Annotated in this window: 18 protein-coding genes and 1 pseudogene; 14 read left to right on the plus strand and 5 right to left on the minus strand. The window is 47.5% G+C overall.

Features of this window, described 5'->3' with window-relative positions; translation table 11 throughout:
• Positions 1-252 precede the first annotated feature (252 nt).
• From edd to ACJJI6_RS21615, 8 genes are all read left to right on the plus strand, one after another.
• Positions 253-2070 (plus strand): phosphogluconate dehydratase, encoded by a 1818-nt coding sequence (gene edd / locus ACJJI6_RS21580; protein WP_444925753.1) that lies wholly within the window; start codon positions 253-255, stop codon positions 2068-2070.
• A gap of 53 nt (positions 2071-2123) precedes the next feature.
• Positions 2124-3584, plus strand: coding sequence for a glucose-6-phosphate dehydrogenase (gene zwf, locus ACJJI6_RS21585; RefSeq protein WP_444911406.1), 1461 nt, complete (start codon positions 2124-2126; stop codon positions 3582-3584).
• A gap of 69 nt (positions 3585-3653) precedes the next feature.
• The gene (gene pgl, locus ACJJI6_RS21590) at positions 3654-4364 is read left to right on the plus strand and encodes a 6-phosphogluconolactonase (RefSeq protein ID WP_475712015.1); all 711 of its coding nucleotides are present in this window, start codon (positions 3654-3656) and stop codon (positions 4362-4364) included.
• A gap of 21 nt (positions 4365-4385) precedes the next feature.
• Positions 4386-5012, plus strand: coding sequence for a bifunctional 4-hydroxy-2-oxoglutarate aldolase/2-dehydro-3-deoxy-phosphogluconate aldolase (eda, locus tag ACJJI6_RS21595; protein WP_444907444.1), 627 nt, complete (start codon positions 4386-4388; stop codon positions 5010-5012).
• Between the two features lie 75 nt (positions 5013-5087).
• On the plus strand, positions 5088-6122 hold the full coding sequence (gene gap / locus ACJJI6_RS21600) for a type I glyceraldehyde-3-phosphate dehydrogenase (protein ID WP_444925751.1): 1035 nt from the start codon (positions 5088-5090) through the stop codon (positions 6120-6122).
• 117 nt (positions 6123-6239) lie between these two features.
• Complete coding sequence (gene pyk, locus ACJJI6_RS21605; protein WP_444907446.1) at positions 6240-7676, plus strand: pyruvate kinase; 1437 nt, start codon at positions 6240-6242, stop codon at positions 7674-7676.
• Positions 7677-8546: 870 nt separating this feature from the next.
• Positions 8547-13646, plus strand: coding sequence for an RHS repeat-associated core domain-containing protein (locus tag ACJJI6_RS21610; protein WP_475712016.1), 5100 nt, complete (start codon positions 8547-8549; stop codon positions 13644-13646).
• Positions 13643-14326 (plus strand): pentapeptide repeat-containing protein, encoded by a 684-nt coding sequence (locus ACJJI6_RS21615; RefSeq protein ID WP_475712017.1) that lies wholly within the window; start codon positions 13643-13645, stop codon positions 14324-14326. The genes ACJJI6_RS21610 and ACJJI6_RS21615 overlap by 4 nt, the downstream gene beginning before the upstream one ends.
• A 440-nt stretch (positions 14327-14766) precedes the next feature.
• Here ACJJI6_RS21615 and ACJJI6_RS21620 read toward each other — a convergent pair whose 3' ends face one another.
• The gene (locus ACJJI6_RS21620; RefSeq protein WP_475712018.1) at positions 14767-15456 is read right to left on the minus strand and encodes a transposase; all 690 of its coding nucleotides are present in this window, start codon (positions 15454-15456) and stop codon (positions 14767-14769) included.
• Between the two features lie 271 nt (positions 15457-15727).
• Here ACJJI6_RS21620 and ACJJI6_RS21625 point away from each other — a divergent pair, with 271 nt between their 5' ends.
• Positions 15728-15886: a hypothetical protein gene (locus ACJJI6_RS21625; RefSeq protein WP_475712019.1), complete on the plus strand. Its 159-nt coding sequence runs from the start codon at positions 15728-15730 to the stop codon at positions 15884-15886.
• A complete protein-coding gene (locus ACJJI6_RS21630; RefSeq protein WP_475712020.1) occupies positions 15873-16211 on the plus strand; it encodes a hypothetical protein in 339 nt (112 codons plus the stop codon). Before ACJJI6_RS21625 ends, ACJJI6_RS21630 begins: the two co-directional genes overlap by 14 nt.
• 129 nt (positions 16212-16340) lie before the next feature.
• Here ACJJI6_RS21630 and ACJJI6_RS21635 read toward each other — a convergent pair whose 3' ends face one another.
• Complete coding sequence (locus ACJJI6_RS21635; protein ID WP_475712021.1) at positions 16341-16580, minus strand: hypothetical protein; 240 nt, start codon at positions 16578-16580, stop codon at positions 16341-16343.
• Positions 16581-16634: 54 nt separating this feature from the next.
• Between ACJJI6_RS21635 and ACJJI6_RS21640 the strand changes: the two genes are divergently transcribed.
• The 4 genes and pseudogenes from ACJJI6_RS21640 (at position 16635) to ACJJI6_RS21655 (ending at position 19715) form a co-directional block, all read left to right on the plus strand.
• Positions 16635-17204 carry an RHS domain-containing protein gene (locus ACJJI6_RS21640; RefSeq protein WP_475712022.1) on the plus strand — a complete coding sequence of 190 codons (570 nt, stop codon included), beginning with the start codon at positions 16635-16637 and terminating at the stop codon, positions 17202-17204.
• A 29-nt stretch (positions 17205-17233) separates the two neighbouring features.
• A pseudogene (locus ACJJI6_RS21645) lies at positions 17234-17350 on the plus strand (RHS repeat-associated core domain-containing protein); the annotation flags it as partial.
• Positions 17351-17440: 90 nt separating this feature from the next.
• Positions 17441-17821, plus strand: coding sequence for a hypothetical protein (locus tag ACJJI6_RS21650; protein WP_475712023.1), 381 nt, complete (start codon positions 17441-17443; stop codon positions 17819-17821).
• Positions 17822-19388: 1567 nt separating this feature from the next.
• Positions 19389-19715, plus strand: coding sequence for a hypothetical protein (locus ACJJI6_RS21655; protein ID WP_475712024.1), 327 nt, complete (start codon positions 19389-19391; stop codon positions 19713-19715).
• Positions 19716-19982: 267 nt separating this feature from the next.
• Here the strand turns inward: ACJJI6_RS21655 and ACJJI6_RS21660 are convergent, their stop codons facing one another.
• The 3 genes from ACJJI6_RS21660 to ACJJI6_RS21670 all read right to left on the minus strand — a co-directional run bounded on the left by ACJJI6_RS21660 (position 19983) and on the right by ACJJI6_RS21670 (position 21167).
• On the minus strand, positions 19983-20459 hold the full coding sequence (locus tag ACJJI6_RS21660; RefSeq protein ID WP_475712025.1) for a hypothetical protein: 477 nt from the start codon (positions 20457-20459) through the stop codon (positions 19983-19985).
• Between the two features lie 24 nt (positions 20460-20483).
• Complete coding sequence (locus tag ACJJI6_RS21665) at positions 20484-20804, minus strand: hypothetical protein (RefSeq protein WP_475712026.1); 321 nt, start codon at positions 20802-20804, stop codon at positions 20484-20486.
• Between the two features lie 204 nt (positions 20805-21008).
• A complete protein-coding gene (locus ACJJI6_RS21670; RefSeq protein WP_475712027.1) occupies positions 21009-21167 on the minus strand; it encodes a hypothetical protein in 159 nt (52 codons plus the stop codon).
• Positions 21168-21715 lie beyond the last annotated feature (548 nt).

The following is a 21715-nucleotide window of genomic DNA, read 5'->3' on the forward strand; positions in this document are numbered from 1 at the left end:
GGCTGAAAGGTTTTCCGCTGGAATGATTGGGTTTCCAGCGATCTGATAAAGGCAACTTTGTTCCTTCTGCTTCAGATTTACGATTGGGCAATAGGACATTGATGGCACTACAACCAAAGGGTTGCAGTGGGAGCCATTCCGCCGAAAGGCGCTCCACGGAAAGATAATCACAGGTGGCTGATGCCACTGAAATGTGACCCTGGTGGTTTTTGTAACTAGAGACCACCTCAACAGAGTTATTACGGAATAGTCATGGTTCACAGCAAGCTTCAGACCGTTACCGAACGCATCATTAAGCGCAGCGAAGAAACTCGTGCAGAGTATCTGGCGCAGGTTGAGAAAGCGCATATTGAAGGGCGGGCAGCGGCACATGTGTCTTGCGGAAACTTGGCCCACGCAATAGCTGCATCTCCGGAAGGTGATAAGCAGTTGATCGCCTCTGGGCGGGGGCCGAACCTGGGTATCGTCAACGCATACAACGATATGTTGTCCGCTCATCAGCCTTATGGTGCCTACCCTGCTCAATTGAAAGAGGCAGCTGCGCGCAATGGCGCAACGGCTCAGGTTGCCGGTGGCGTACCGGCAATGTGCGATGGGGTGACTCAAGGGCGTGCAGGGATGGAACTCAGCCTGTTTTCGCGAGATGTGATTGCCATGTCCACAGCAATCGCGCTTTCGCATGATGTTTTCGAAGGAGCCATATTCCTGGGTATCTGCGACAAAATTGTCCCCGGCCTGGTTATTGGTGCTCTCTCTTTTGGCCACTTACCTTCAATTTTTGTACCTGCGGGTCCAATGCCCACAGGTCTGTCCAATGCGGAAAAAGTCCGGGTTCGCCAGCTGTATGCTGAAGGTAAAGTAGGGCGCTCTGAACTATTGGAAGCCGAGAGTGCTTCCTACCACAGTGCCGGCACTTGCACCTTTTACGGCACTGCCAACAGTAACCAGATGTTGGTAGAAATTATGGGGCTGCAATTGCCCGGCAGTTCCTTCGTAAACCCCGGTACTGATTTGCGCTCGGCATTAAATGAAGCTGCTGTGGCGCAATTGGTAAAAATTACTGAACCGAGCCAGCATACTTCGGTAGCTAAAATTCTCACCGAAAAAGCATTCGTCAACGGAGTGGTGGGATTGCTCGCTACCGGCGGATCTACAAACCACACATTGCACCTTATTGCGATGGCGCGTGCAGCAGGTATTCAGTTGACTTGGCAGGATATGGCAGACCTCTCTGAAGTGGTGCCGTTGCTTTGTCATGTGTACCCGAACGGCACTGCGGATATCAACCACTTTGCCGCAGCCGGCGGTATGCAGTTCCTGATTCGCGAACTCCGCTCCGCTGGCCTTTTACACGATGATGTGCACACAGTACTCGGTAATTCCGGTCTCGAACCTTACTGTGAAGACCCCTTCCTCAACAGTGATACAGGTGGAGTGGTTTGGAAACCCACTCCAGAAGAGAGCGGTGATACGACGGTCATTCGTCCAGCCACTGACCCTTTCTCCCAGCATGGTGGCTTGCAGTTGCTCGAAGGAAACCTTGGGCGCAGTGTAATCAAAGTCTCTGCGGTTAAACCTGAGCACCTCAAAGTGAAGGCTCCGGCCATTGTTCTAGATAACCAGGACGACCTGCTCAAGCGATTCAAAGCCGGTGAGCTAGAGCGTGACTTTGTCGCTGTAGTGAGATTCCAGGGACCTCGCGCCAACGGTATGCCGGAACTGCACAAGCTAACACCGACGTTGGGGGTGCTACAGGACCGTGGCTTTAAAGTGGCATTAGTCACCGATGGGCGTATGTCCGGCGCTTCCGGGAAAGTCCCAGCTGCCATTCATATGTCACCGGAAGCCGTAGAGGGCGGTGCGATTGCCAAGGTACAAGAGGGTGACATGATTGAACTCGACTCAGAGGCTGGTGTTTTACGCGTACTGGTAGATGAAGCTGAATTTAATGCCCGCCAACCGGCCCAGTGTGACCTGTCTAAAAGTGCCCGTGGTACCGGCCGTGAACTATTCGCTAATATGCGCGGGCTTGCCAGTGGTGCAGAGACCGGTGCAAGTATTCTTTATTGATTATTACGGAGCCAAACAGGCTCCGAGACAAGAACGATCTCAGAGCAAAATTTATGATTAACCCTTTTGATATGGTGTTATTTGGTGGAGGCGGAGACCTTGCACTGCGCAAGTTACTACCGGCACTTTACCGAGCATTTAGAGAGGGCAGCTTGGTTGAGGGCTGTCGCATCCTTCCGGTGTGTCGCCGCCAGTCAGATGTTGATCAATATATCGATACAGCCCACCAGGCACTGCAAAAATATCTCCGTGAGGGTGAGTACAGTGCTTCGAGCTGGGACCAATTTAGCCAATTACTTTGTCCGATCGCACTGGATATCGCCGTACCGGATAGCCAGTGGGATCACCTGGCAGAAATTCTCGGTTCCGACTCAGAGCGGGTTCGTATTTTCTATTTGGCAATACCGCCCGCGGTATTCGGCCCCTGTTGTGAAAACCTCTCCGTAAAAGGCCTGATTACTGGAAATTCCAGAGTCGTAGTGGAAAAGCCACTGGGCTATAACGCCCAAACCTCTGATGAAATTAACAGTAAAATTGCCAGTTACTTCCCGGAAGATAGTATCTTCCGTATCGATCACTACCTGGGTAAAGAAACTGTCCAAAACCTTCTTGCACTGCGTTTTAGCAATGTATTGTTTGAGCATCTTTGGGATGCAAAAACCATTGATCATATCCAGATTAGTATTTCAGAAACCGTAGGCCTGGAAGGGCGTGCGGGTTTTTATGATGAAACTGGTGCTATGCGGGATATGGTGCAAAACCATCTGCTGCAACTGCTGTGCCTTATCGCCATGGAATCTCCCAACAGTATGTCGGCGAAGAATATCCGTGCAGAAAAAATTAAGGTGCTTGAGGCTTTGCGCCCGCTTACCGGTAATTTGGTCGATAAAAACGTTGTGCGTGGCCAGTATATAGCTGGTCAAATAAATGGCAATGATGTTCCTGGTTACCTCGATGAACTCGACGGTGGAACTAGTTCAACCGAAACCTTCGTTGCCATTCGAGCACATATCGATAGTTGGCGTTGGGCAGGGGTGCCGTTTTACTTGCGTACCGGCAAGCGCATGGAGAAGCGTTGTGCCGAAATTGTAGTGCAGTACAAAAATGTTTCTCATCATGTATACGATGAGTCAGCCGGAAAGGTTGTTCCCAATCGCTTGGTTATTCGCTTACAGCCGGAAGAAAGTATCAAGCTGGTTTTGATGGCGAAAAAAATGGACAGTCTCACCACTGAGTTGCAACCGGCCGAATTGAATTTAACCCTTTCTGATACTTATGACAGTTTCCGCAGCGACGCTTATAAGCGCCTGATGTTGGATGCTGCAGCAAATAATCCCGCGCTTTTTATCCACCGTGACGAAGTTGCCGCTGCCTGGGCGTGGGTGGATCCAATTATTGAGCATTGGCGCGAAACGGCTAATCAGCCGCAACCCTATCCTGCAGGTAGCTGGGGGCCAGAAGAGGCAGAAAAACTGCTGTCACGCAGTGATCGTCATTGGTTTAACGCGCAGTAATAATCTGGAAATCCGGCGCAGCTATTAAATTTACCGCGCCGGTTTCCACTAAGAGAAATGGAAGAATCCATGGCTGAAGAAAAATTTTTCCAAGATCGCGAGCGCCTGGTGCAGGCTCTAGCCCACGATTGTGCTTGCGAACTGCAAAAAGGTATTAAAGAAAAAAATCACGCAAGTTTCCTGGTATCTGGCGGCAGTACGCCGGAACCAGTTTATCGCGAGCTATCCAAACGCCCGCTTCCGTGGTCACAAATTACAGCTGCTCTCGTTGATGAGCGCTGGGTAGAAAAAACCGAAAGCGGTAGTAACGCAGCTTTCATTGAAAAGTCGCTCTTACAGAACTTTGGCGCTGAAGCCAATTTCCTGGGTATGAAAAACTCACATGCAACAGCCGCTGAAGGTGAAGAGGCCTGTGAGCGCGCATATAGCGAGTTACAGAAACCGTTTGATGTTTGTCTGCTGGGTATGGGCAGTGACGGCCACACCGCATCACTATTCCCCCATGCACAGGGCTTGCAGGATGCACTAAATCCTGAATCACAAAAGTTGTGCAAGGCAATTACTGCTAATCAAAGTGAAGTTACCGGCTCCAATACCGAGCGTATGACTTTGACCCTGAGTGCAATTTTGCAAGCGCGCAATATCAAGTTATTGATCACTGGCGAAGAGAAGCTAAAAGTTTATCGCGAGGCGTTGCTCGGCAGTGATGAGTTAGAAATGCCGGTGCGCAGTATTCTTAAGCAGGGGCTGAAACCAGTCACTGTTTACTGGGCGCCTTAACGAAAGATTTGGAATTATCTGATGCAGAAAAATATCGCCGAGATTTTGCAGGTAGCTGGCGTTGTCCCAGTACTGGTTGTAGATAAAGTTGAAGATGCCCTCCCTCTTGCCGGCGCTTTGATTGAAGGTGGCCTGAAAGTACTTGAGGTAACCCTGCGCACTGAGGCAGCCCTGGAAGTTGTTGAACAAATTGCAAAACACCTGCCGGAAGCCCATGTGGGAACTGGCACGGTGCTCAATGGTGATGATCTGCGTCGCTCTATCGAAGCCGGCGCCAGCTTTATGGTGAGCCCCGGCGCAACCGACCGCTTACTGGATGTTGCTGAAGGCAGTGAAGTACCGCTGCTGCCTGGTGCTGCCAGTGTTTCAGAAGTGATGCGCCTCTACGAGCGTGGTTATCGCTACCAGAAATTTTTCCCAGCCCAGGCGGCAGGGGGAGTGCCAATGTTGAAATCCATTGGCGGTCCGCTACAGGACGTTCGCTTTTGTCCCACCGGTGGTATAGGGCCTCAAAATGCCCCGGACTTTCTGGCTCTGAACAATGTGGTTTGTGTCGGTGGTTCCTGGATGGCGAGCAGCACTCTGGTTCGTGAAAAGAACTGGGCAGAGATTACTCGTCTGGCAAAACAAGCTGCGGAATTGAAATAACACACACTCGGTATGGTGCACTCGCAAGCGGGTGCCACTTGAAAAACCAGAAGCATATAAAGAGGGTAAAGCGAGATGAAAATTAAAATTGCCATTAATGGTTACGGTCGTATCGGTAGAAATGTCACCCGAGCTATCTATGAATCAGGCTACAGCGATCGTGTTCAATTGGTCGCGATTAATGATCTCGCTCCGGTAGCTTCTAATGCTCACCTGACTCGCTTCGATACTATTCACGGTCGCTTTGGTACAGACGTCAAAGTTGATGGTGATGCTCTGGTTATTGGTGGTGATCGAGTTCAGGTTTGCCAGGAGCGCGACCCTTCCAAATTGCCTTGGAAGCAATTGGGTGTGGATTTAGTCCTGGAGTGTACTGGCCGCTTTACCGATCGCGCTTCCGCTTCTGCCCATATTGAAGCCGGTGCCGCTGCAGTGCTGATTTCTGCACCCTCAAAAGATGCGGATCTCACAGTTGTTTACGGTGTAAACGACAGCAATCTCACTGCGGATCACCGTGTGGTATCCAATGCATCCTGCACTACCAATTGTCTGGCACCTGTAGCTCAAGCACTGCATCGTGAATTGGGTATTGAGCGCGGCTTTATGACCACCGTGCATGCCTACACCAATGACCAGAATACCCAAGATGCAGTGCACGCAGATATTTATCGTGCCCGTGCGGCGGCGGATAATATGATCCCTACCAAAACAGGTGCGGCTGCAGCGGTAGGTTTGGTATTGCCTGAGTTAAAAGGTCGCCTCGATGGTATGGCCGTCCGTGTACCGATAAGTAATGTGTCTCTGGTGGACTGTCAGTTTATTTCCGGCCGTGACACCACCGCCGAAGAAGTTAACCGCATTATGCAGGAAGCTGCTAAGGCCAGTGGCGGTGTACTGACCTACTGCGATCAGCCCTTGGTATCCGTGGACTTCAATCACACCAGTGCCTCCAGTCACTTTGATGCCAACCACACCCGTGTGAATGGTAACTTGGTGAAGGTCATGGCTTGGTATGACAACGAGTGGGGCTTCTCCCACCGCATGTTGGATACCAGTTTGGCGATGGCTGAAACGCTTCAGTTGAACCAGCCTGTTGCTGAATCCGCCTGATTCCCCTCATTTACCATATTTTGGTAATTCAATTACTGAGGGCCATTAAATGGACATAGAATTCCTGTTTGATAGCCCTCTGAACCTCCTTCTCAAATTATTAGATGACGGGATCTTATGATTCGCCATACAAAAATCGTAGCAACCTTAGGCCCGGGTACGGACAAGCCTCGCGTAATCGATGAAATGATTCGCGCTGGGGTGAACGTTGTACGTCTGAACTTTTCTCACGGATCGGCAGAGGATCACCGACGCCGCGTTACAGAAGTGCGCAACGCCGCCGAAGCGCAGGGAAAAATTGTTGCGGTTTTGGGGGACTTGCAGGGCCCTAAAATCCGCATTGCCCGTTTTGCCAAGGGCAGTGTACAACTGGAAAACAATGACGAATTTACCCTCGACCTGGATTGCCCGGTTGAAGGGGGAGATGAACACCGCGTTGGAGTGGATTATCCAAGCCTGATCAGCGACTGCCAGTCCGGCAATATCCTGCTGTTGGATGATGGCAAGATTCGCCTTGAAGTAACCGGCACTACGCCAAGCAAGCTCTATTGCCGAGTTTTACAAGGCGGTAAGCTGTCGAATAACAAGGGCATCAACTTGTTGGGCGGGGGCCTGTCTGCACCGGCACTGACAGAAAAAGACTACCGGGATATCAAGCTGGCAGCAGATCTCGAAGTGGATTTCCTCGCAGTCAGTTTCCCGCGTTGTGCGGAAGACCTGGATACTGCTCGCAAAGCCATGGCAGAGGCTGGTAGCCAAGCAGCGATCGTCGCCAAAGTTGAAAGGGCCGAAGCAGTTGCCGATGATGAGCAAATGGACAGCCTAATCCTGGCTTCCGATGCGATTATGGTAGCTCGAGGTGACCTAGGGGTAGAGATCGGTGATCCCGCTCTGGTCGGGGTGCAGAAAAAACTGATCAACCGCGCAAATGCTCTCAATCGCGCGGTAATCACTGCAACACAAATGATGGAGTCGATGATTACCAGCCCGACTCCCACCCGTGCCGAAGTGATGGATGTTGCCAATGCGGTGCTGGACGGTACTGATGCAGTTATGTTGTCGGCGGAAACAGCAGCGGGTGATTACCCGGTTGCCGCCGTGGAATCTATGAGTGAAGTGATTATCGGCGCTGAACAGTATTTGGGCAGTGTTCCCTATACTGCAGAGGACCACGGTTCTTCAGCTTTAATCGATACTGTAATTGCCCAGGCAGCGATTGATGTTGCAACGCGCGTGGAGAATCTCTGTGCTGTAGCCGCACTGACCGAGTCTGGCCGCACACCGAGAATGATGTCCCGTGCAAATACTCGCTTGCCGATCTATGCACTAACCCGGCACCCTAAGATCGCTCGCCAGCTGATGCTGTTACGGGGAGTAGAGACAGTGAGCTTTGATCCGGCTTCAGTTCCCCTGGGACATTTAACCGAAGCGGTTATCGAGGTATTAAGCTCTAGAATCGATTTGCAGAAAGGGCAGCGGGTACTGATTACCCAGGGGGAACGCCTCAATATGGGTGGGCATACCAACTCCATGAGGATCAAAGAGATCGAATAGACTTCCTGAGAAAAGGCCCTGGCACCTGATCATGAGGTTACTGGGCCTGCTTCAACCCATACCGCGCTTTAATTGCAGTTCCAGGCAATCCAGTCTGCTGATTTCCCCCGCTCACCCTGCTTGTAACTGGGATATCCTTGTGATGAATGTCACAAATTTAAAGATCCAATTTCGCAGTCCGCCAAAAGCTATCTAATTAGTAACTTTTATCAATAACGGAATATTGATACTCGCTGTAGAGAAATTATCCAATCACGGTAAACAAATGAATAATAATTGTTCATAGGGCTCGTATTGCAGGATATTTTTTTAATACACAGGTACTATTTTTATTGTTTTATTAAAAATTAATCGACGATAACTTTTGCTCGGTTTTGTGTTATCGAAGTTTTAATTTCTGCTCCCGAAAATTTCGGTACTCAGCTTAACACTTGCTATCTACCGTATTTACCTAATTTGCGGTAACCTCGCGAAGTAGATCTCAGCCCTACGTTTTGTTCGGCGCCACCTAGATTCTTAATTTCTTAAGAGTGAAAAGGAAGATAAGAATCTAATCGTTAGTATTCTTCTAGCACGGTAGCCCTTAAGCTCCCTTTTTTGGATAGAGAATGTTCTTCTCAGCGGCTTCGTTGTGTAATGGCGTGGTATTGGCTGATCTTGCGATTTCGATTTTAATCGACGCCGGCAAAGTTCGGAGGAATCACCAGTTCAAGTTTGGTTGACTTCAGCTTAAAGGTATTTTGCTCGAAAAATAGACGGAAGCGAAAGCTTACCGGAGTTCTTTGGGGGTTCCCTAATGTTCGCGGGTGAGAATTAACTGAATTAGGTCCCCACTAGGTCCAGATAGGCGTAAGTGTTTAAAGGATTATCATGCAGCTACGTGTTGAAAATAAGCAAGGCATCCAGTACGAAGTCAGGACAGTGGGGGGCGATCCAGTTGCATTCCCAAATGAGGCCGATGCCAGCCATTTACTTTCAATGTTCGACGATGCCGCCATTGAGAAGATTTACACTCACTTCTTCCCACTCAATAGCGGTTTCCAAGCTAACATCTCCGGCACACCTTTTTCAGGACCGGCATCCGAGCCTCCGAGCTATTTATCCATCCATGCCCAAGAAATTTACCGCGCCCTGGTACAGAACCGCCTGATTATCGAACAAGCATCGACTGCTACTGCAGCGCTGGAAAACCAGCCGGCGGACTTAATCGTTAAAATCCGTCTGGGGCTACAGCAAATTATTACCCAAGAGCGCGCCGAGGCGGCCCAGATCCAGCAGCAACACGAAAAGCGTTCCCCTCTGGAAAAGGTGGGCGCTTATATTGAAAGCGGGGCAACAGGCTTAGGTAATGCCGCCTGGGACCTGGCGGTATGGAGTAAAGATGTGCTTGAGGTGGCGCAGATGCTCAACCCCATGCGCCAATCCCATAGATTGGGAGTTGCCACAGCGAACTACTTCTTAAATGAAAAAAGCTTTGAAACATCCACACAGGAATACGTCACAGGCTTACAAAAGGAAGTCGTGGATGTTCTCGGTTTTGACCCATCTTCGATCACCCGCCAGCAGCTGGATCTGGCTCTGGATGTTACCCAGCTTATTTACGATGACCCAGCTCTGCGCGATATTATTTTCCGCTTTGCCCAGGATTATGTAAAAGCCCAGCACAGCCTGGAAGTGACCGAAATGGCCGGTGGTGGTGCCTTTGAGATTATCCTCACCATTGTTCTTGCCGCCGTTACCGGGGGTGTCGGTGCGGCTGCGGCGATGGTTAAAAATGCGCGCCTGCTGAAGTCCTTTAAAAAGGTTGGCGAGCTAATGTTGGATTTAGCCAGGCTGAAAAAACAGCGACTGCTGGCCGCCAAGGAAAGCGGTGCCAAGGGCGATAGCGCCAGCTTCTCGGACTTTAGCTCCTCTGAGGCTGCGGTACCAGCAAGCTCTGGTGGCCCCTCTTCGAGTAGTTCCAGCTCTGGAAGCTCTAGCAGTTCTAGTGGTTCCAGCAGCAATCAAAACAATAGTAATTCTGAAAGTAGCGCCAACAGTAATTCAAATAGCACACAGAATAGTCAAGCGAACAATACTAACGAGCCTGACAACAGCTCTAATGCAGCTGGGCAGACACCTAAAGGTGAGGTTGTACCCTGTGCAAAAAAATCCTGTCACGGCGGCGACCCTGTCAACTTAAAAACCGGGGAGGAGTTTTTATCCCTGGTGGATGCGGTGCTGGATGGCCCGCTGCCATTAACCCTGACCCGCTCTTATCGCAGCAGTAATAGTGAAGATTTTGGATTAGGCCACGGCTGGGCGCACACCTTAAACGAGCGCCTGGTTCTAGGTAATAAAACTGTAAAGTTTTACGATGCCGAGGGTCGGGTAATTAGTTTACCGACACCGGGCAATAGCGGTCGAAGCCACAATGCGGTGGAAAAGTTATCGCTCATTCGAATCAATGATGGGCACTGGGTAATAACCCCTTATGGTGCTCTAGATGGTGTGCAAAAACACTTCAAACCGATAGGCGATAACGGTGCGTTAAAACTCTCCGAGATTCGCGATGGCTACGGTAACTACTACCTGTTCCACTATGTCGGCGAACGCCTGATTTGTATCGAGAGCAGTCTTGGTGAAGCCCTGCATATTAGCCCACCGGAAGGACAGCGCAACAGCCTGCGCATGGGCGAGTTAAAGAAAGAAACCCGCGATGGCCGCATTAAAATACTGGCTCAGTATGAATACAGTGACGAAGGCGACCTGATAAAAGCTACCGATGCAGACGGCTACAGTGAGCACTATGAATACCAGCAACATGTAATCTCTAAGCGCACCTTAAAAACCGGCTACTGCTTTTACTTTGAATGGGATAGAGAAGGTCCCTCGGCCCGCTGCGTGCGCCAGTGGGGCGACCCCATTGATGGGCAGGCCACCTACAACTACGCATTTGCCTGGGATGAGGATGGTCACGGAGTTACGGTGACCGATACCCGTGGGGGGCAGGAACGCTACCGCTTTAATGAGCGTGCCCTGCCGATTTATCACCGCGACCCCGAAGGCGCAGAGACGCTCTACAGCTACAACGAGCTGGGGCAGGTAACCAAGGTCCAGTTGCCCAGCGATGATGGCAGCCTGCGTGAAGAGATCTATCAGTACGACGATCAGGGCCGCCTAATCCAAAAGACCGATGCCACCGGCAATAGCCACCGCATTGAATACAACAACGAAGGCTTGCCAGGCAAAGTCACCGACCCATCCGGTAACACCTGGCAGCGCGAATACAACAAAAACGGCCAGATCGTCACCACCACCGACGCCCTCGGCAACAGCACCCGCTACAGCTATAACCCGGTCGGTCTGATCGGCAGCGTTACCGACCCCCTGGGCAATGCCACCCGCTACCTGTGGAACCCGGAAGGCAGGCTGGCAGCGATCAAAGACCCCATGGGCCGCAGCCAGCACTATCGCTATGATATTGCCCGCCGCCTGCAAGAAGTGCAGCACGCCCCCGGCCAAGTCACCCGCTACGAATACGATACCCAGGATCGTATCCATGCGGTTATTACCCCAGATGGTGCCCGCACCCAGTACAGCTACAACGCCCAAGGATTGCTTGCCGAAATTACTGACTCCGAAGGCCGCACTACCTGCTATGCCTACGACGGTCTTAGCCAAGTTAAGGCGCGCACCAACCCAGATGGCAGCGGCCTGGAATACCACTACGACGGCGAGCGCAACTTAATCGAGCTCACCAATGAAAATGGCGAGCGCTACCAGCTTAAATACGACCTCAACGAACGCCTGATTGAAGAAGTGGGCTTCGACGGTCGTGTAACCCGCTACGCCTATAACCGTGCTGGCCATCTGATCGGCTCAAGAGCGGTCACTGATCCTGATACCGGCAAGGGTATCGATACGATTTTTGAACGTGACCCGTTCGGTCGTATGCTGGAGGAAGTAACCCCAGATGGGATTACCAATTTCCGCTACAACCGCAGCGGCCAGCTAATCGAAGCGGAAAATAGCCACCGCAAGCTGCGCTGGGAGTATGATGCCAACGGCCGTGTCATTGCGGACTGGCAGGGCAAAGAGAAGCTTACCCATCAATACGATGCCGCTGGCAACCGTATCGCCACTACCTTGCCCGATGGCGAAGTGCTTAACTTCGCCTTTAACCCTGCCGGTCAATTCCAAAGCCTGCACCACCGCCCGGCAGGCAGCAACTCTGATCAGCTGATTACCAGTATTAATCACGATGAACATGGTCGGGAGAGTCAGCGCCAACACGGCAATGGGCTGGAAAGCCAGCGAGATTATGATCCTCAGGGGCGGCTGCAAAAGTTGCGTCTCAACAAAGCCAGCAACTCAGCCTCCGATCCAACCCAAAATACAAACTCTATATTGGAGCGCGGCTATCAATACAACAAAGCCGGTCAGATCGCTAAGATTGAGGATAGCCTGCGTGGCACTCGTAGCTACCACTATGACGCCCTGGATCGTCTCACTCAGGTAGATGGCCCCAACCCCGAATATTTTGTGCACGATCCTGCACACAATATTCTTGCTACCGCCAACTCAAAGGATGAAGCCAAACAGCAAGCCAATGCCACTCAGATCAAAGGCAATCGCTTAGCCTTCCGTGGCGATACCCACTACCGCTACGATATCCACGGCAACCGCATCGCCGAACTGCGTGGTAAAGGGCAAAAACTGCAAACCCGCTATCACTACAACCGCCGTCAACAGTTGGTGCGGGTAGAAAAGCTCAAACAGGAAGATGGGGCAGAACAGCTTCAACAAGAGGTCCACTATCAGTACGACCCGCTGGGCCGTCGTATTGGTAAAAGCACCAATAGTGAATACACCAATTTCCTCTGGGATGGGGATGTCCTGCTTCGTGAAAATAAAGCTGATATCCAAACTCGGCAGGACCTGAATACTCGGACCTACTACTTTGAACCCGGTACTTTCAAGCCGGTTGCGTTAAAAGAAGGCAGACAAGAGAAAGAGCAGGTTTACCACTACCACCTGGATCATCTGGGTACGCCGGATACCCTTACCGATCAGGAAGGTGAAGTAGTTTGGAGTGTCGCCTATAAGAGCTATGGCAATGTTGCCCTAGCGCATAAGAACCAGATAGAGCAGCCGATTCGCTTCCAAGGGCAATACTTCGATGAAGAGACAGGGCTGCACTACAATCGGTTTAGGTACTATGATCCAAAAGTCGGAGAGTTTACTCAACAGGACCCAATTGGATTGTTGGGAGGATCGAATAATTATCTATATGTGCCTAACCCTTTAATCTGGACTGACCCTTTAGGTTTATCATCCAAAGATTGTCCTCCTAAACAAGATCTTGAGAGAAGTAGTAAGCCTAGCCTCTTTAGTAAAATTAAAGCTCTATTTACTGGAAAAAATGAAAAAAACGGGAATACATCTCAACCCCCTAAGGACACGGTCAAACAAGTTGATCAGGGTACACCGGTCGCAATTATCAACGGTAAGGCATTTGAACCAACTGTAATGCATGGAAAAGGTTTCCATGGCATGAGAATACCTGAAGGCATGTCTATTGATGATTTGTTTGAAAATGGATTACCGGCAAAAGGTAATAATAATGACCTTATAAATCACGCTAATGGTGGAGATGATAGCGCATTCAGAGGTACATCACCTTTCATTAAGAGCCCTATGGCGGAACATGGCGGACCGATAGATTGGGCAGATGAAGGAGGGATAGTTATTGAAATTGAGGGCGCTCCAATGTTTAACGTTAACGAACTCCTAGAAGGAAGAGTTGAGAATGCATTTGGAGGGTTCGGTGGGAATAGGTTCACAGCAGAGTCAGAGAATGCTGTTTTTGCTGACGTAAAAACTGAGCATATTAAAGCTATAGCAAAGGTTAAAGAAAATGCCCGAGGAAGGTTGGAACTCGAAGAATGGGTTGAAAACCCTAACTTTGGGAAAGGTTTAGAGGAATGAATGAATTTATTTCAAGGTGGAAAACAGAAAGTGGTGCCAAGAAAGCATCGCAGATAGTATCAGCTCTACAGTCAGATAAATCTTTGGATGAATATCTTATTGATATCTATTTACCAGACAAATACAGCGTCAATGATCGTGATTTCGATCAGATTTTTGATCTTAGAGGGCTGGAGATAGTGGGGGGGAACTTTTCAGGCTGTAGTTTAAGTTATTTAAATTTGAGTTACTGCACGTTTATCAACTGCAACTTTTCTAGAGTTAATATGTTTAATAGCAGAGTACACGAAGCCTGCTTTAAAAAGTGTGAATTTGTTTCGTGCGGCCTAGAGTCCTTGTATGGCAATAGTGCCAAATTCGATCATGTTAAGTGGAATTTATCTAGCTTTAGATCCAGTTATTTTATTGAGCCAAAAATAGTTAAATCCACTATATTAGATTGTAACTTTTCTTCTTCAAGGCTAGTCTTGCCCAACTTCAGGGGGACCACAGTCAAGAATAGTGATTTTTCTCGGGCAAGAATTGCACCAACCAAGAGCTTTGTAAGGGCTATCGGTGAAAATAAAAAAACAATAAATTTAAATTCTGTTGAGTGGCTCACCTCTAAAGGTGAAATGGCTAAAGACCCATTTGAGGCCTCAAGAATTTTTAATTTTTTTAAGTCTATTGGAGGTGGGTGATTACATTTAATGCTGTGTGTTAAATAAATTGATAACCTGCATTCAATACATAGGCAAACCACCAACCATGCAGTGCCCCGGTCTCTCTAGTGTGGGAAGCAAGGACATCCAAAGAATGAAGAGCCGGAATCTAGAAGTAAATTTATGCGCAATTACTTGGTGGCTGGTATATCTTTTTCAAAATAGATGGTAATTTGGCGTTAAAAGATCTTTTGGGGAGCCCGTAGGGAATTAGGGGGAAGTAGAGTCAGGGCGATATAATCTAGGGCAGCTGATAAGCGGATTTCTGTCATTTAGCAAGGGGTGGAGCTAAGAAAGCGCTGGCAATCGCGTAGCCCGTGCACCCAGCGTTTATTTTGCTGCGCACAGACCTGGTGTATCGCTTCTGCCGAGCCCACCAAGCGTTTAAAGCGGCTTTCAAAATTGCGGTTTAGATAGAGCTAGTGTTTTGGCGAAATACTCAGCCGATTTAAAATAGGTGGGATGTTTTCAGAGATGGCGCCGCGCTTTTTAGGGTGCAGCTGCCGCCCACTCCAATCTACCAGCTCTAAATAGTGACCCAGCTGAAAAGGCAAGCCTTTAGGCATATCCCGGCGCTCCCCGCCCACCAGTGGCAGTAGGCTTTTGGGCTGCTGGCCTGAGATGGTTGTATGAATGCGTTGCTGGATCGAAGTGTAATCGGATTCTTCTGGAGTTTTAGCGATACCAGAACGGATAGGGTTGAGATTGACATAGGCGATACAGGCGGCAAGGGCTCTTTCATCCAGCAAGGCCTGAGACTTGAAACGCTCTTTCCAGAAGCGACCGGTGCAGTTATCCTCGGCATTGGCTTGGCGGGCGATGGACTCGTTCAGGCAGCGCATAAACCAGCTGATATCGATCAGGTGCTCGCGCCAAAGGGTTGTCACCTCCTGAAGTTTTTCCAGCCCGACGGCATCCAGGGCTTCACCGCGAAGATAACGTTGGCTTAGCGCAGATCCTTTGAAAAGTTGTTGCCAGCGTTCAATTATCTCGATAGTGGACCAGGAGTTTGCTGTGTAGGTATCGATATAGAGCACAATATGGGTGTGATTACTCATTACCGCATAGGCAGCGATATCGAGAGCAAAGATTGAGGCCAGCTTATGCATCCTGGCCTCAATCCACCGGCGCCGGTGCTCTTAGTCTTTTCCGGATTTAGCATCCCTACCGCAAAGGAACGCTCTACGCACACAGCGGGAGACACAGTGATAATAGGATGTCGCATCGAGAGAGATTTGCGTGCTGCGCGGAAGAGCCATGGATTTTTACTTTTGTCTGTATTTATATCCAGTATTTTGGCCATTCTGCCTGTGTTGTGTCAATTGACTTGACGCTTTAGGCTTCTACTTTGGTGGGTGTCCAGAATTGTGATTCCTTGAAATGAATGAGCTGAAAAATACTGTAATTGATGATGAAGAAATAGCTAGAATAACAAATTTTTTACCTGAGAGGGCTTGGAAAAACGATGTAGTTTCAACTTTACCCAAGAGTAAGAGAAAAACTTGGAGTCAAGCTATTGCAATTCATGGAAAATCTTGAGGTTTATATGAGACTTAAAGGTGAAGATGCGAAAAAATTTTCGGCTGAGTTAAGAAGGCGACACATTAAAGAAAGGCGGGGAAGGCTCATAAAAGCTAAGCAAAAAGCAAAAGTTGATGGCAAAGAGACTTTTGATATTAATTTGGTTTTTAAATATTTTCCAGTTTATGAGCATGACAAAGAGGATTTAAAGAATCCAGAAATAATGCAGAAAAAAATAGAAGCTTTAGAGGAGCGTTACTATGTGAGTTTTTCGGACATTATGACTCTTGAAGAATTTGGGAAAAAAATGTGTGACTTGAGAGGTTGGGGAGCTTTTGATTAATTTCTTTTTAAATTTGAGTGTGTTCAAAATTCTTTGCCAACAAGCAGCCATAGTTCGATGTATTTCTCCAGGTGTTCGAGAAAGTGGATCGCCAGTTAAATATTTCTGGACACCCATAGATTGAGGTCTTTAACCCCCTTCGGCCACTTTCAAAGCCTGCACCGCCGCCCCGTAGGCTCTGGTATTGATCAGCAGATTATCCGTATTAGTCACGATGAACAGGGTCGGGAGAATCAGAGCCAACACGGCAATAGGCTGAAAAGCCAGTGAGGTTACGACCTTCAGGGACGGCTGCAAAAGTTGCGTCTCAACAAAGCTGGTCAGATCGCCAAGATTGAGGATAGCCTGCGTGGTACGCGCAGCTACCATTACGACGCCCTGGATCGTCTCACTTAGGTAGAAGGCCCCAACCCCGAATATTTTGTGCACGATCCTGCACGCAATATTCTTGCTACCGCCAACTCAAAAGATGAAGCTAAGCAACAGGCCAGTACCACTCAAGTCAAAGGCAATCGTTTAGATTTCCGTGGTGATACCCACTACTGCTACGATACCCACGGCAACCGTATTGCCGAACTGCACGGCAAAGGACAGAAGCTGCAAACCCGCTATCACTACAATACTCGTCAGCAATTGGTGAGGGTAGAAAAGCTAAAATTGGAAGAAGGGGTAGAACAGCTTCAGAAGAAGATTCACTACCAATACGACCGACTGGGCCGCCGTATTGGTAAAAGTACCACCAGTGAATATACGAATTTCCTCTGGGATGGCGATGTCCTGTTTCGTGAAAATAAATCTGATATCTACACTCAGCAGGACCTGAATACTCGGACCTACTACTTTGAGCCGGGAACTTTCAAGCCGGTTGCGTTAAAGGAAGGCAAACAAGAGAAAGAGCAGATTTACCACTACCACCTAGATCATCTGGGAACGCCTGATACCCTTACCAATCAGGAGGGTGAAGTTGTATGGAGTGTTGCTTATAAAAGTTAATAGCCCATGAGAACCAGATAGAACAGCCGATTCGCTTTCAAGGGCAGTACTTCGATGAGGAGACGGGGCTGCACTACAATCGGTTTAGGTACTATGATCCGGAGGTTGGTGAGTTTACTCAGCAGGATCCAATTGGGCTATTGGGGGGGGCAAATAATTATCGGTATGCGCCGAATCCAGTTAGATGGATAGACCCCTTTGGACTTTCTTGCAAAGAGGGTTCCGCAGTAATAAAAATGTATAAAGAGGGAAGGCAAGTACACTTTGTTGTTGAAGTGCATCACAATGATACCATCATGGTAACAGAGCAGCAAAGCTCACGTAACTTTGGAAGCACAGCAGAAATTGTAGATGAAGATTTCTCAGCAATGTTGGGACTGGAACCTGAAAATTTAATAACTATTAAATTGCCTGATGCCCAGGCTGCAATTGAATATCAGAAGAGCCGAGCGGGAACACCTGATGGAGCTTATTGTGTAGAGAGTAATAGTTGCCTTAGATATGTTTTTGATGTTCTAAAAGCTGGTGGTAAAGAAGATGCTCCAAATAACTCTAAGAGTTTAACCGCAGCTAAGTATCTAAAAAAACTTGAAAAAGAGGGGGGGGGTAAATTTTGAGTGAAAGAGATGAATTGGTGAGAATGGGGGAAAACTTGTTGAAAAATTTAGTGAAAAATTAGATCAAAGAGAGGGGGGAGATTTATGGCGAAAAGATGTAGTTTTAGCATGTGAGATATTGCTGGATTATCTGCGTGCCAAGCCAGTTGAAATAGATAAAGTTTTGCTTTTAGCTCACGTTTTTCAAAAAAAATATGAGCTAAATAAACCCCCGGTAGTTTCTTATTGGTGCAGAAAAATAACTGAGTGCTTGTTGCAAGAGCAGTCTTAATCTAAGTCTATAGATAAATATTAAGTATGCAGTTTTAATCTTGTATGCCCAGAGAGTTAGATATTGAAAAATAATATTAATAGACTGAGCATTAGTGGTTAATTTTTGGGGTGGAGCTAACAGGAAACGTAAATCCTTTGGGGAATACTGAGGTAAGCCTTGGGCGGTTAAAGGTATACCTTATCCAGTAATATAGAATCTAGGATGTCCTCTAATTAGATGATTGTTAATTAATGCTAACAGAGTAATTCCCAGCGATTTTAGAGGTGAAAGGAAACTTGATTCTGATTAGTATGGTTCAGGAACGGGTGATATAACGAAGTCAGCACAGGTAATTTGCAATGATATTATCGGATCGGTGGAATAGCATCGAATTAGTCAGGGGTAGCGAATTTGCCCCACGTAATCAACCTTTGTTTAGCATGCAGCAGACTTCTCACCCTGCCTTCCTCGTCCTCACCAAGCCTTTAAAGTAGCTTTCATTGTTTAGATAGAATCAGCATTTTGGTGAGATGTTAAGCTGATTGAGGGTGGTGGGAGAATTTTGGCAACATACAACCCGTTTTTTTTGGGTTTAGATTTCAGCTACTCCAGCTTATCAGCTCCGAATATTAATCCATCTCAATAGGAAGTTGTTTAGGGTTATTCGGGCCCTCGTTGCATATAGATGATTGAATTTCTTTTGGCTGGCGGCCGGTATTGCATAAATACATAGTCGCATAACGCCGTGTCTGTGTTTTATACACATCTTTTAAGGTTGCACCGCAGCACTAGCTTAATGTAGCTCTAAAAATTACATAGTTTATATCCAATAGTACCGTTTGTAGGCCTGAAGGCCATCAAAACCTATAACAAATAGTGGATTCTCTCAGACTTGTTTGTTTATAGGACAAGTAAGATCCTCTTTCTCGCCCTATTTTACATCTGAATTGATTGAGGATATATTTCTTCTACTAGTTCAGAGCTTAACCAGAGGGCTGATATGAACAAAAATACTTGTGTATAAAATTTAGCGCCGTGTTGGTAGATCATAAAGTAAGCTTAGCTATCAATACCGTACCGCCTATATCCTATGCCTGATAATGAAATGCTCAATTGCGCCTATAACTTGACTGGCTAGCTTCCGCACAATTGTTCCCTAGACAGTGATGCCGAGTATACTTGATCTCTAAAGAAGAATTTCTTGTAACTCCATTGGAAACAAGATTAGGGGCATTAATGCCAAGCCTACAAATAGAAGTAAGTTTGATGCAACGCTAGAAAAATATAAAGAGGCTCATAAAAATGGGAGAGAAGATGAATAATAGAGAGGTAAGGATACCTCGAATGTATTTAAGAAAGATCGAAAAAGTAATTGGTGTTGTTACTCCAGATGAAGAAAGTAAGTTTGCTAATTTTCAGGAAGTCGATGAATTAACAAGGAATCGTGTTAGAGAAATTTATTATCAGCTGGATGAGTTGAGGGCTGAGGCATACCTTAAATATCTTTTATCAAGAAATATTGATCGTGGACATATGTTTTCTTTTTTATTCGATGTCATAATTGGGGGTATGGACCAGGATGAATGGCTTAAAGAAAAGCTTGGGCAATCAGATAGCGATAAAGTTTGGAGCTTAATTTAGGGGGGCCATAGAATGTAGAAAGAGATGAACAATCCTGGACGCCCAGAGATAGGAGGGAGGTGCTAACAGCAAACTGGATATCTAAAGAATGGAGAACCTGAAGCTAGGCAAGAATTTTTGCGCTACTGCCTGGTAGTCGGTATATCTTTCTCAAATTAAATGGCGATTTGGTGTTAAAAGTTTTTCTGGGGAGCCCATAGAGGATCAAGTGGAGTGTAGAGTCGGGAGCGATGAGATCTAGGGACAGCTGAAGCGGATTTCTGTAATTTAGCAGGGAGTGGGACTAAGAAATCGCTGACAATCGCGCAGCCCGTGTACCCAGCGTTGATTTTGCTGCGCACAGACCTGGCGTACCGCTTCTGCCGAGCCCACCAAGCGTTTAAAGCGGCTTTCAAAATTGCGGTTTAGATAGAGCCAGTGTTTTGGCGAAATACCCAGCCGATTTAAAATAGGTGGGATGTTTTCGGGAATAGCGCCGCGCTTTTCAGGGTGCAGCTGCCGGCCACTCCAGTCTACCAGCTCTAAATAGTGATCCAGCTGAAAAGGCAAGCCTTTAGGCATATCCCAGCGCTCCCCGCCCACCAGTGGCAGTAGGCTTTTGGGCTGCTGGCCTGAGATGGCTGTGTGGATGCGTTGCTGGATCGAAGTGTAATTGGATTCTTCTGGAGTTTTAGCGATACCAACACGGATAGGGTTGAGGTCCACGTAAGCCAGGCAGGCGGCAAGGGCTCTTTCATCCAGCAAGGCCTGAGATTTGAAACGCCCTTCTCAGAAACGACCGGTGCAGTTGTCCTCGACATTGGCCTGGCGGGCGATGGACTCGTTTAGGCAGCGCATAAACCAGCTGATATTCATTAGGTGCTCCCGCCATTGGGACAAGAATTCTTTTAGCCTGTTTACTTCAGCGTGATCGAGGGTATCGCCTTGAATATAGCGCTGGGCTAAGCTAGAGGCTTTGAAGAACTTTTGCCAGCGAGTAATTAACTTATCAGCAGATTCTGTGTCGATGTATAGCATTATGTGGTAGTGATTATTTATTACCGCATAGGCAGCAATATCTAGCGCAAACATCTCGGCCAACTTATGCATACGGCTTTAAATCAATTCGTGTCGATGCTCGTAATCTTTTCCGGATTTAGCATCTCTGACACAAAGAAATACACGCAGTACACAGATTGCAACACTTAAAGATAGAAAAGTATCAGGAAGGAAAAACTTGTAACCTGAATTTGACCTGACGGGGCACCTTTTTAAAAGCTGATAACTTTCATAACAAGTCTGAACTACTACATTTTATATACACCCTTTAAGTCGATTTAAAGTCTCCGCTGCCTCCAAATAATAAAGCAGTTTAGTTTTTCCCTGCCAAACATTTTTTACACCAGGCTCTCCATCGCTGCTTCGCCCGAGAAAGTCTCCAATTCCTGCCAGCATACGATTTTTATCTCTCATATTTGGAGGTTAATTTGGTGAGGAGTTTTTATCTTGTTTTATCCATACCATATGCCACTCTTTTTCAGCTTAGACATTCCTCCACAGCTCATCAATTCTTTCTTGTCAGCTTAAAATAGTAATCCAACTGAAAGGGTAGGCCGTCAAGCTGTTTAAGTCGTAGCCGTCTGTGAAAGATTTCTCTCTAGTATGTTTGTAAAAAAATAACTCTGCATTTCATATAGTGTTGCTTATGTTGTCAATCTAGGCTTTTGTAGCTTATTGACCTCTCTTGCTAGAACAATGATGAGGGGCGGCATGCCCTCCACCTCTAATTTTAACCAAAAAGAATTGAATAAAGAGTTTGCTAGGTGTGCTTAACTGTATGATGGTTGTAACAGGTAAGAATATTGTCTTTTATGTGTAATAGAACTTTTGTTATGCGAAATTTAGTCTCAGGTTCTCGAAGGTAACATAACCATTTTTTGTGAGGTAGTTCATTTAGCTTAAACCCTTATACTCCTAGCTTGAAATGTGGATGAAAAATTCCTTAATTGAGGTTTTGTAAT

The organism is Microbulbifer maximicatervae (SeqCode), assembly GCF_056232625.1.

Bases quoted from the DNA above. Each gene is read 5' to 3' on its own strand.
- edd (WP_444925753.1), top strand. From the start codon at position 253: ATGGTTCACAGCAAGCTTCAGACCGTTACCGAACGCATCATTAAGCGC.
- zwf (WP_444911406.1), top strand. From the start codon at position 2,124: ATGATTAACCCTTTTGATATGGTGTTATTTGGTGGAGGCGGAGACCTT.
- pgl (WP_475712015.1), top strand. From the start codon at position 3,654: ATGGCTGAAGAAAAATTTTTCCAAGATCGCGAGCGCCTGGTGCAGGCT.
- eda (WP_444907444.1), top strand. From the start codon at position 4,386: ATGCAGAAAAATATCGCCGAGATTTTGCAGGTAGCTGGCGTTGTCCCA.
- gap (WP_444925751.1), top strand. From the start codon at position 5,088: ATGAAAATTAAAATTGCCATTAATGGTTACGGTCGTATCGGTAGAAAT.
- pyk (WP_444907446.1), top strand. From the start codon at position 6,240: ATGATTCGCCATACAAAAATCGTAGCAACCTTAGGCCCGGGTACGGAC.
- ACJJI6_RS21610 (WP_475712016.1), top strand. From the start codon at position 8,547: ATGCAGCTACGTGTTGAAAATAAGCAAGGCATCCAGTACGAAGTCAGG.
- ACJJI6_RS21615 (WP_475712017.1), top strand. From the start codon at position 13,643: ATGAATGAATTTATTTCAAGGTGGAAAACAGAAAGTGGTGCCAAGAAA.
- ACJJI6_RS21620 (WP_475712018.1), bottom strand. From the start codon at position 15,456: ATGCATAAGCTGGCCTCAATCTTTGCTCTCGATATCGCTGCCTATGCG.
- ACJJI6_RS21625 (WP_475712019.1), top strand. From the start codon at position 15,728: ATGAATGAGCTGAAAAATACTGTAATTGATGATGAAGAAATAGCTAGA.
- ACJJI6_RS21630 (WP_475712020.1), top strand. From the start codon at position 15,873: ATGGAAAATCTTGAGGTTTATATGAGACTTAAAGGTGAAGATGCGAAA.
- ACJJI6_RS21635 (WP_475712021.1), bottom strand. From the start codon at position 16,580: ATGGTAGCTGCGCGTACCACGCAGGCTATCCTCAATCTTGGCGATCTG.
- ACJJI6_RS21650 (WP_475712023.1), top strand. From the start codon at position 17,441: ATGTATAAAGAGGGAAGGCAAGTACACTTTGTTGTTGAAGTGCATCAC.
- ACJJI6_RS21655 (WP_475712024.1), top strand. From the start codon at position 19,389: ATGAATAATAGAGAGGTAAGGATACCTCGAATGTATTTAAGAAAGATC.
- ACJJI6_RS21665 (WP_475712026.1), bottom strand. From the start codon at position 20,804: ATGCATAAGTTGGCCGAGATGTTTGCGCTAGATATTGCTGCCTATGCG.
- ACJJI6_RS21670 (WP_475712027.1), bottom strand. From the start codon at position 21,167: ATGAGAGATAAAAATCGTATGCTGGCAGGAATTGGAGACTTTCTCGGG.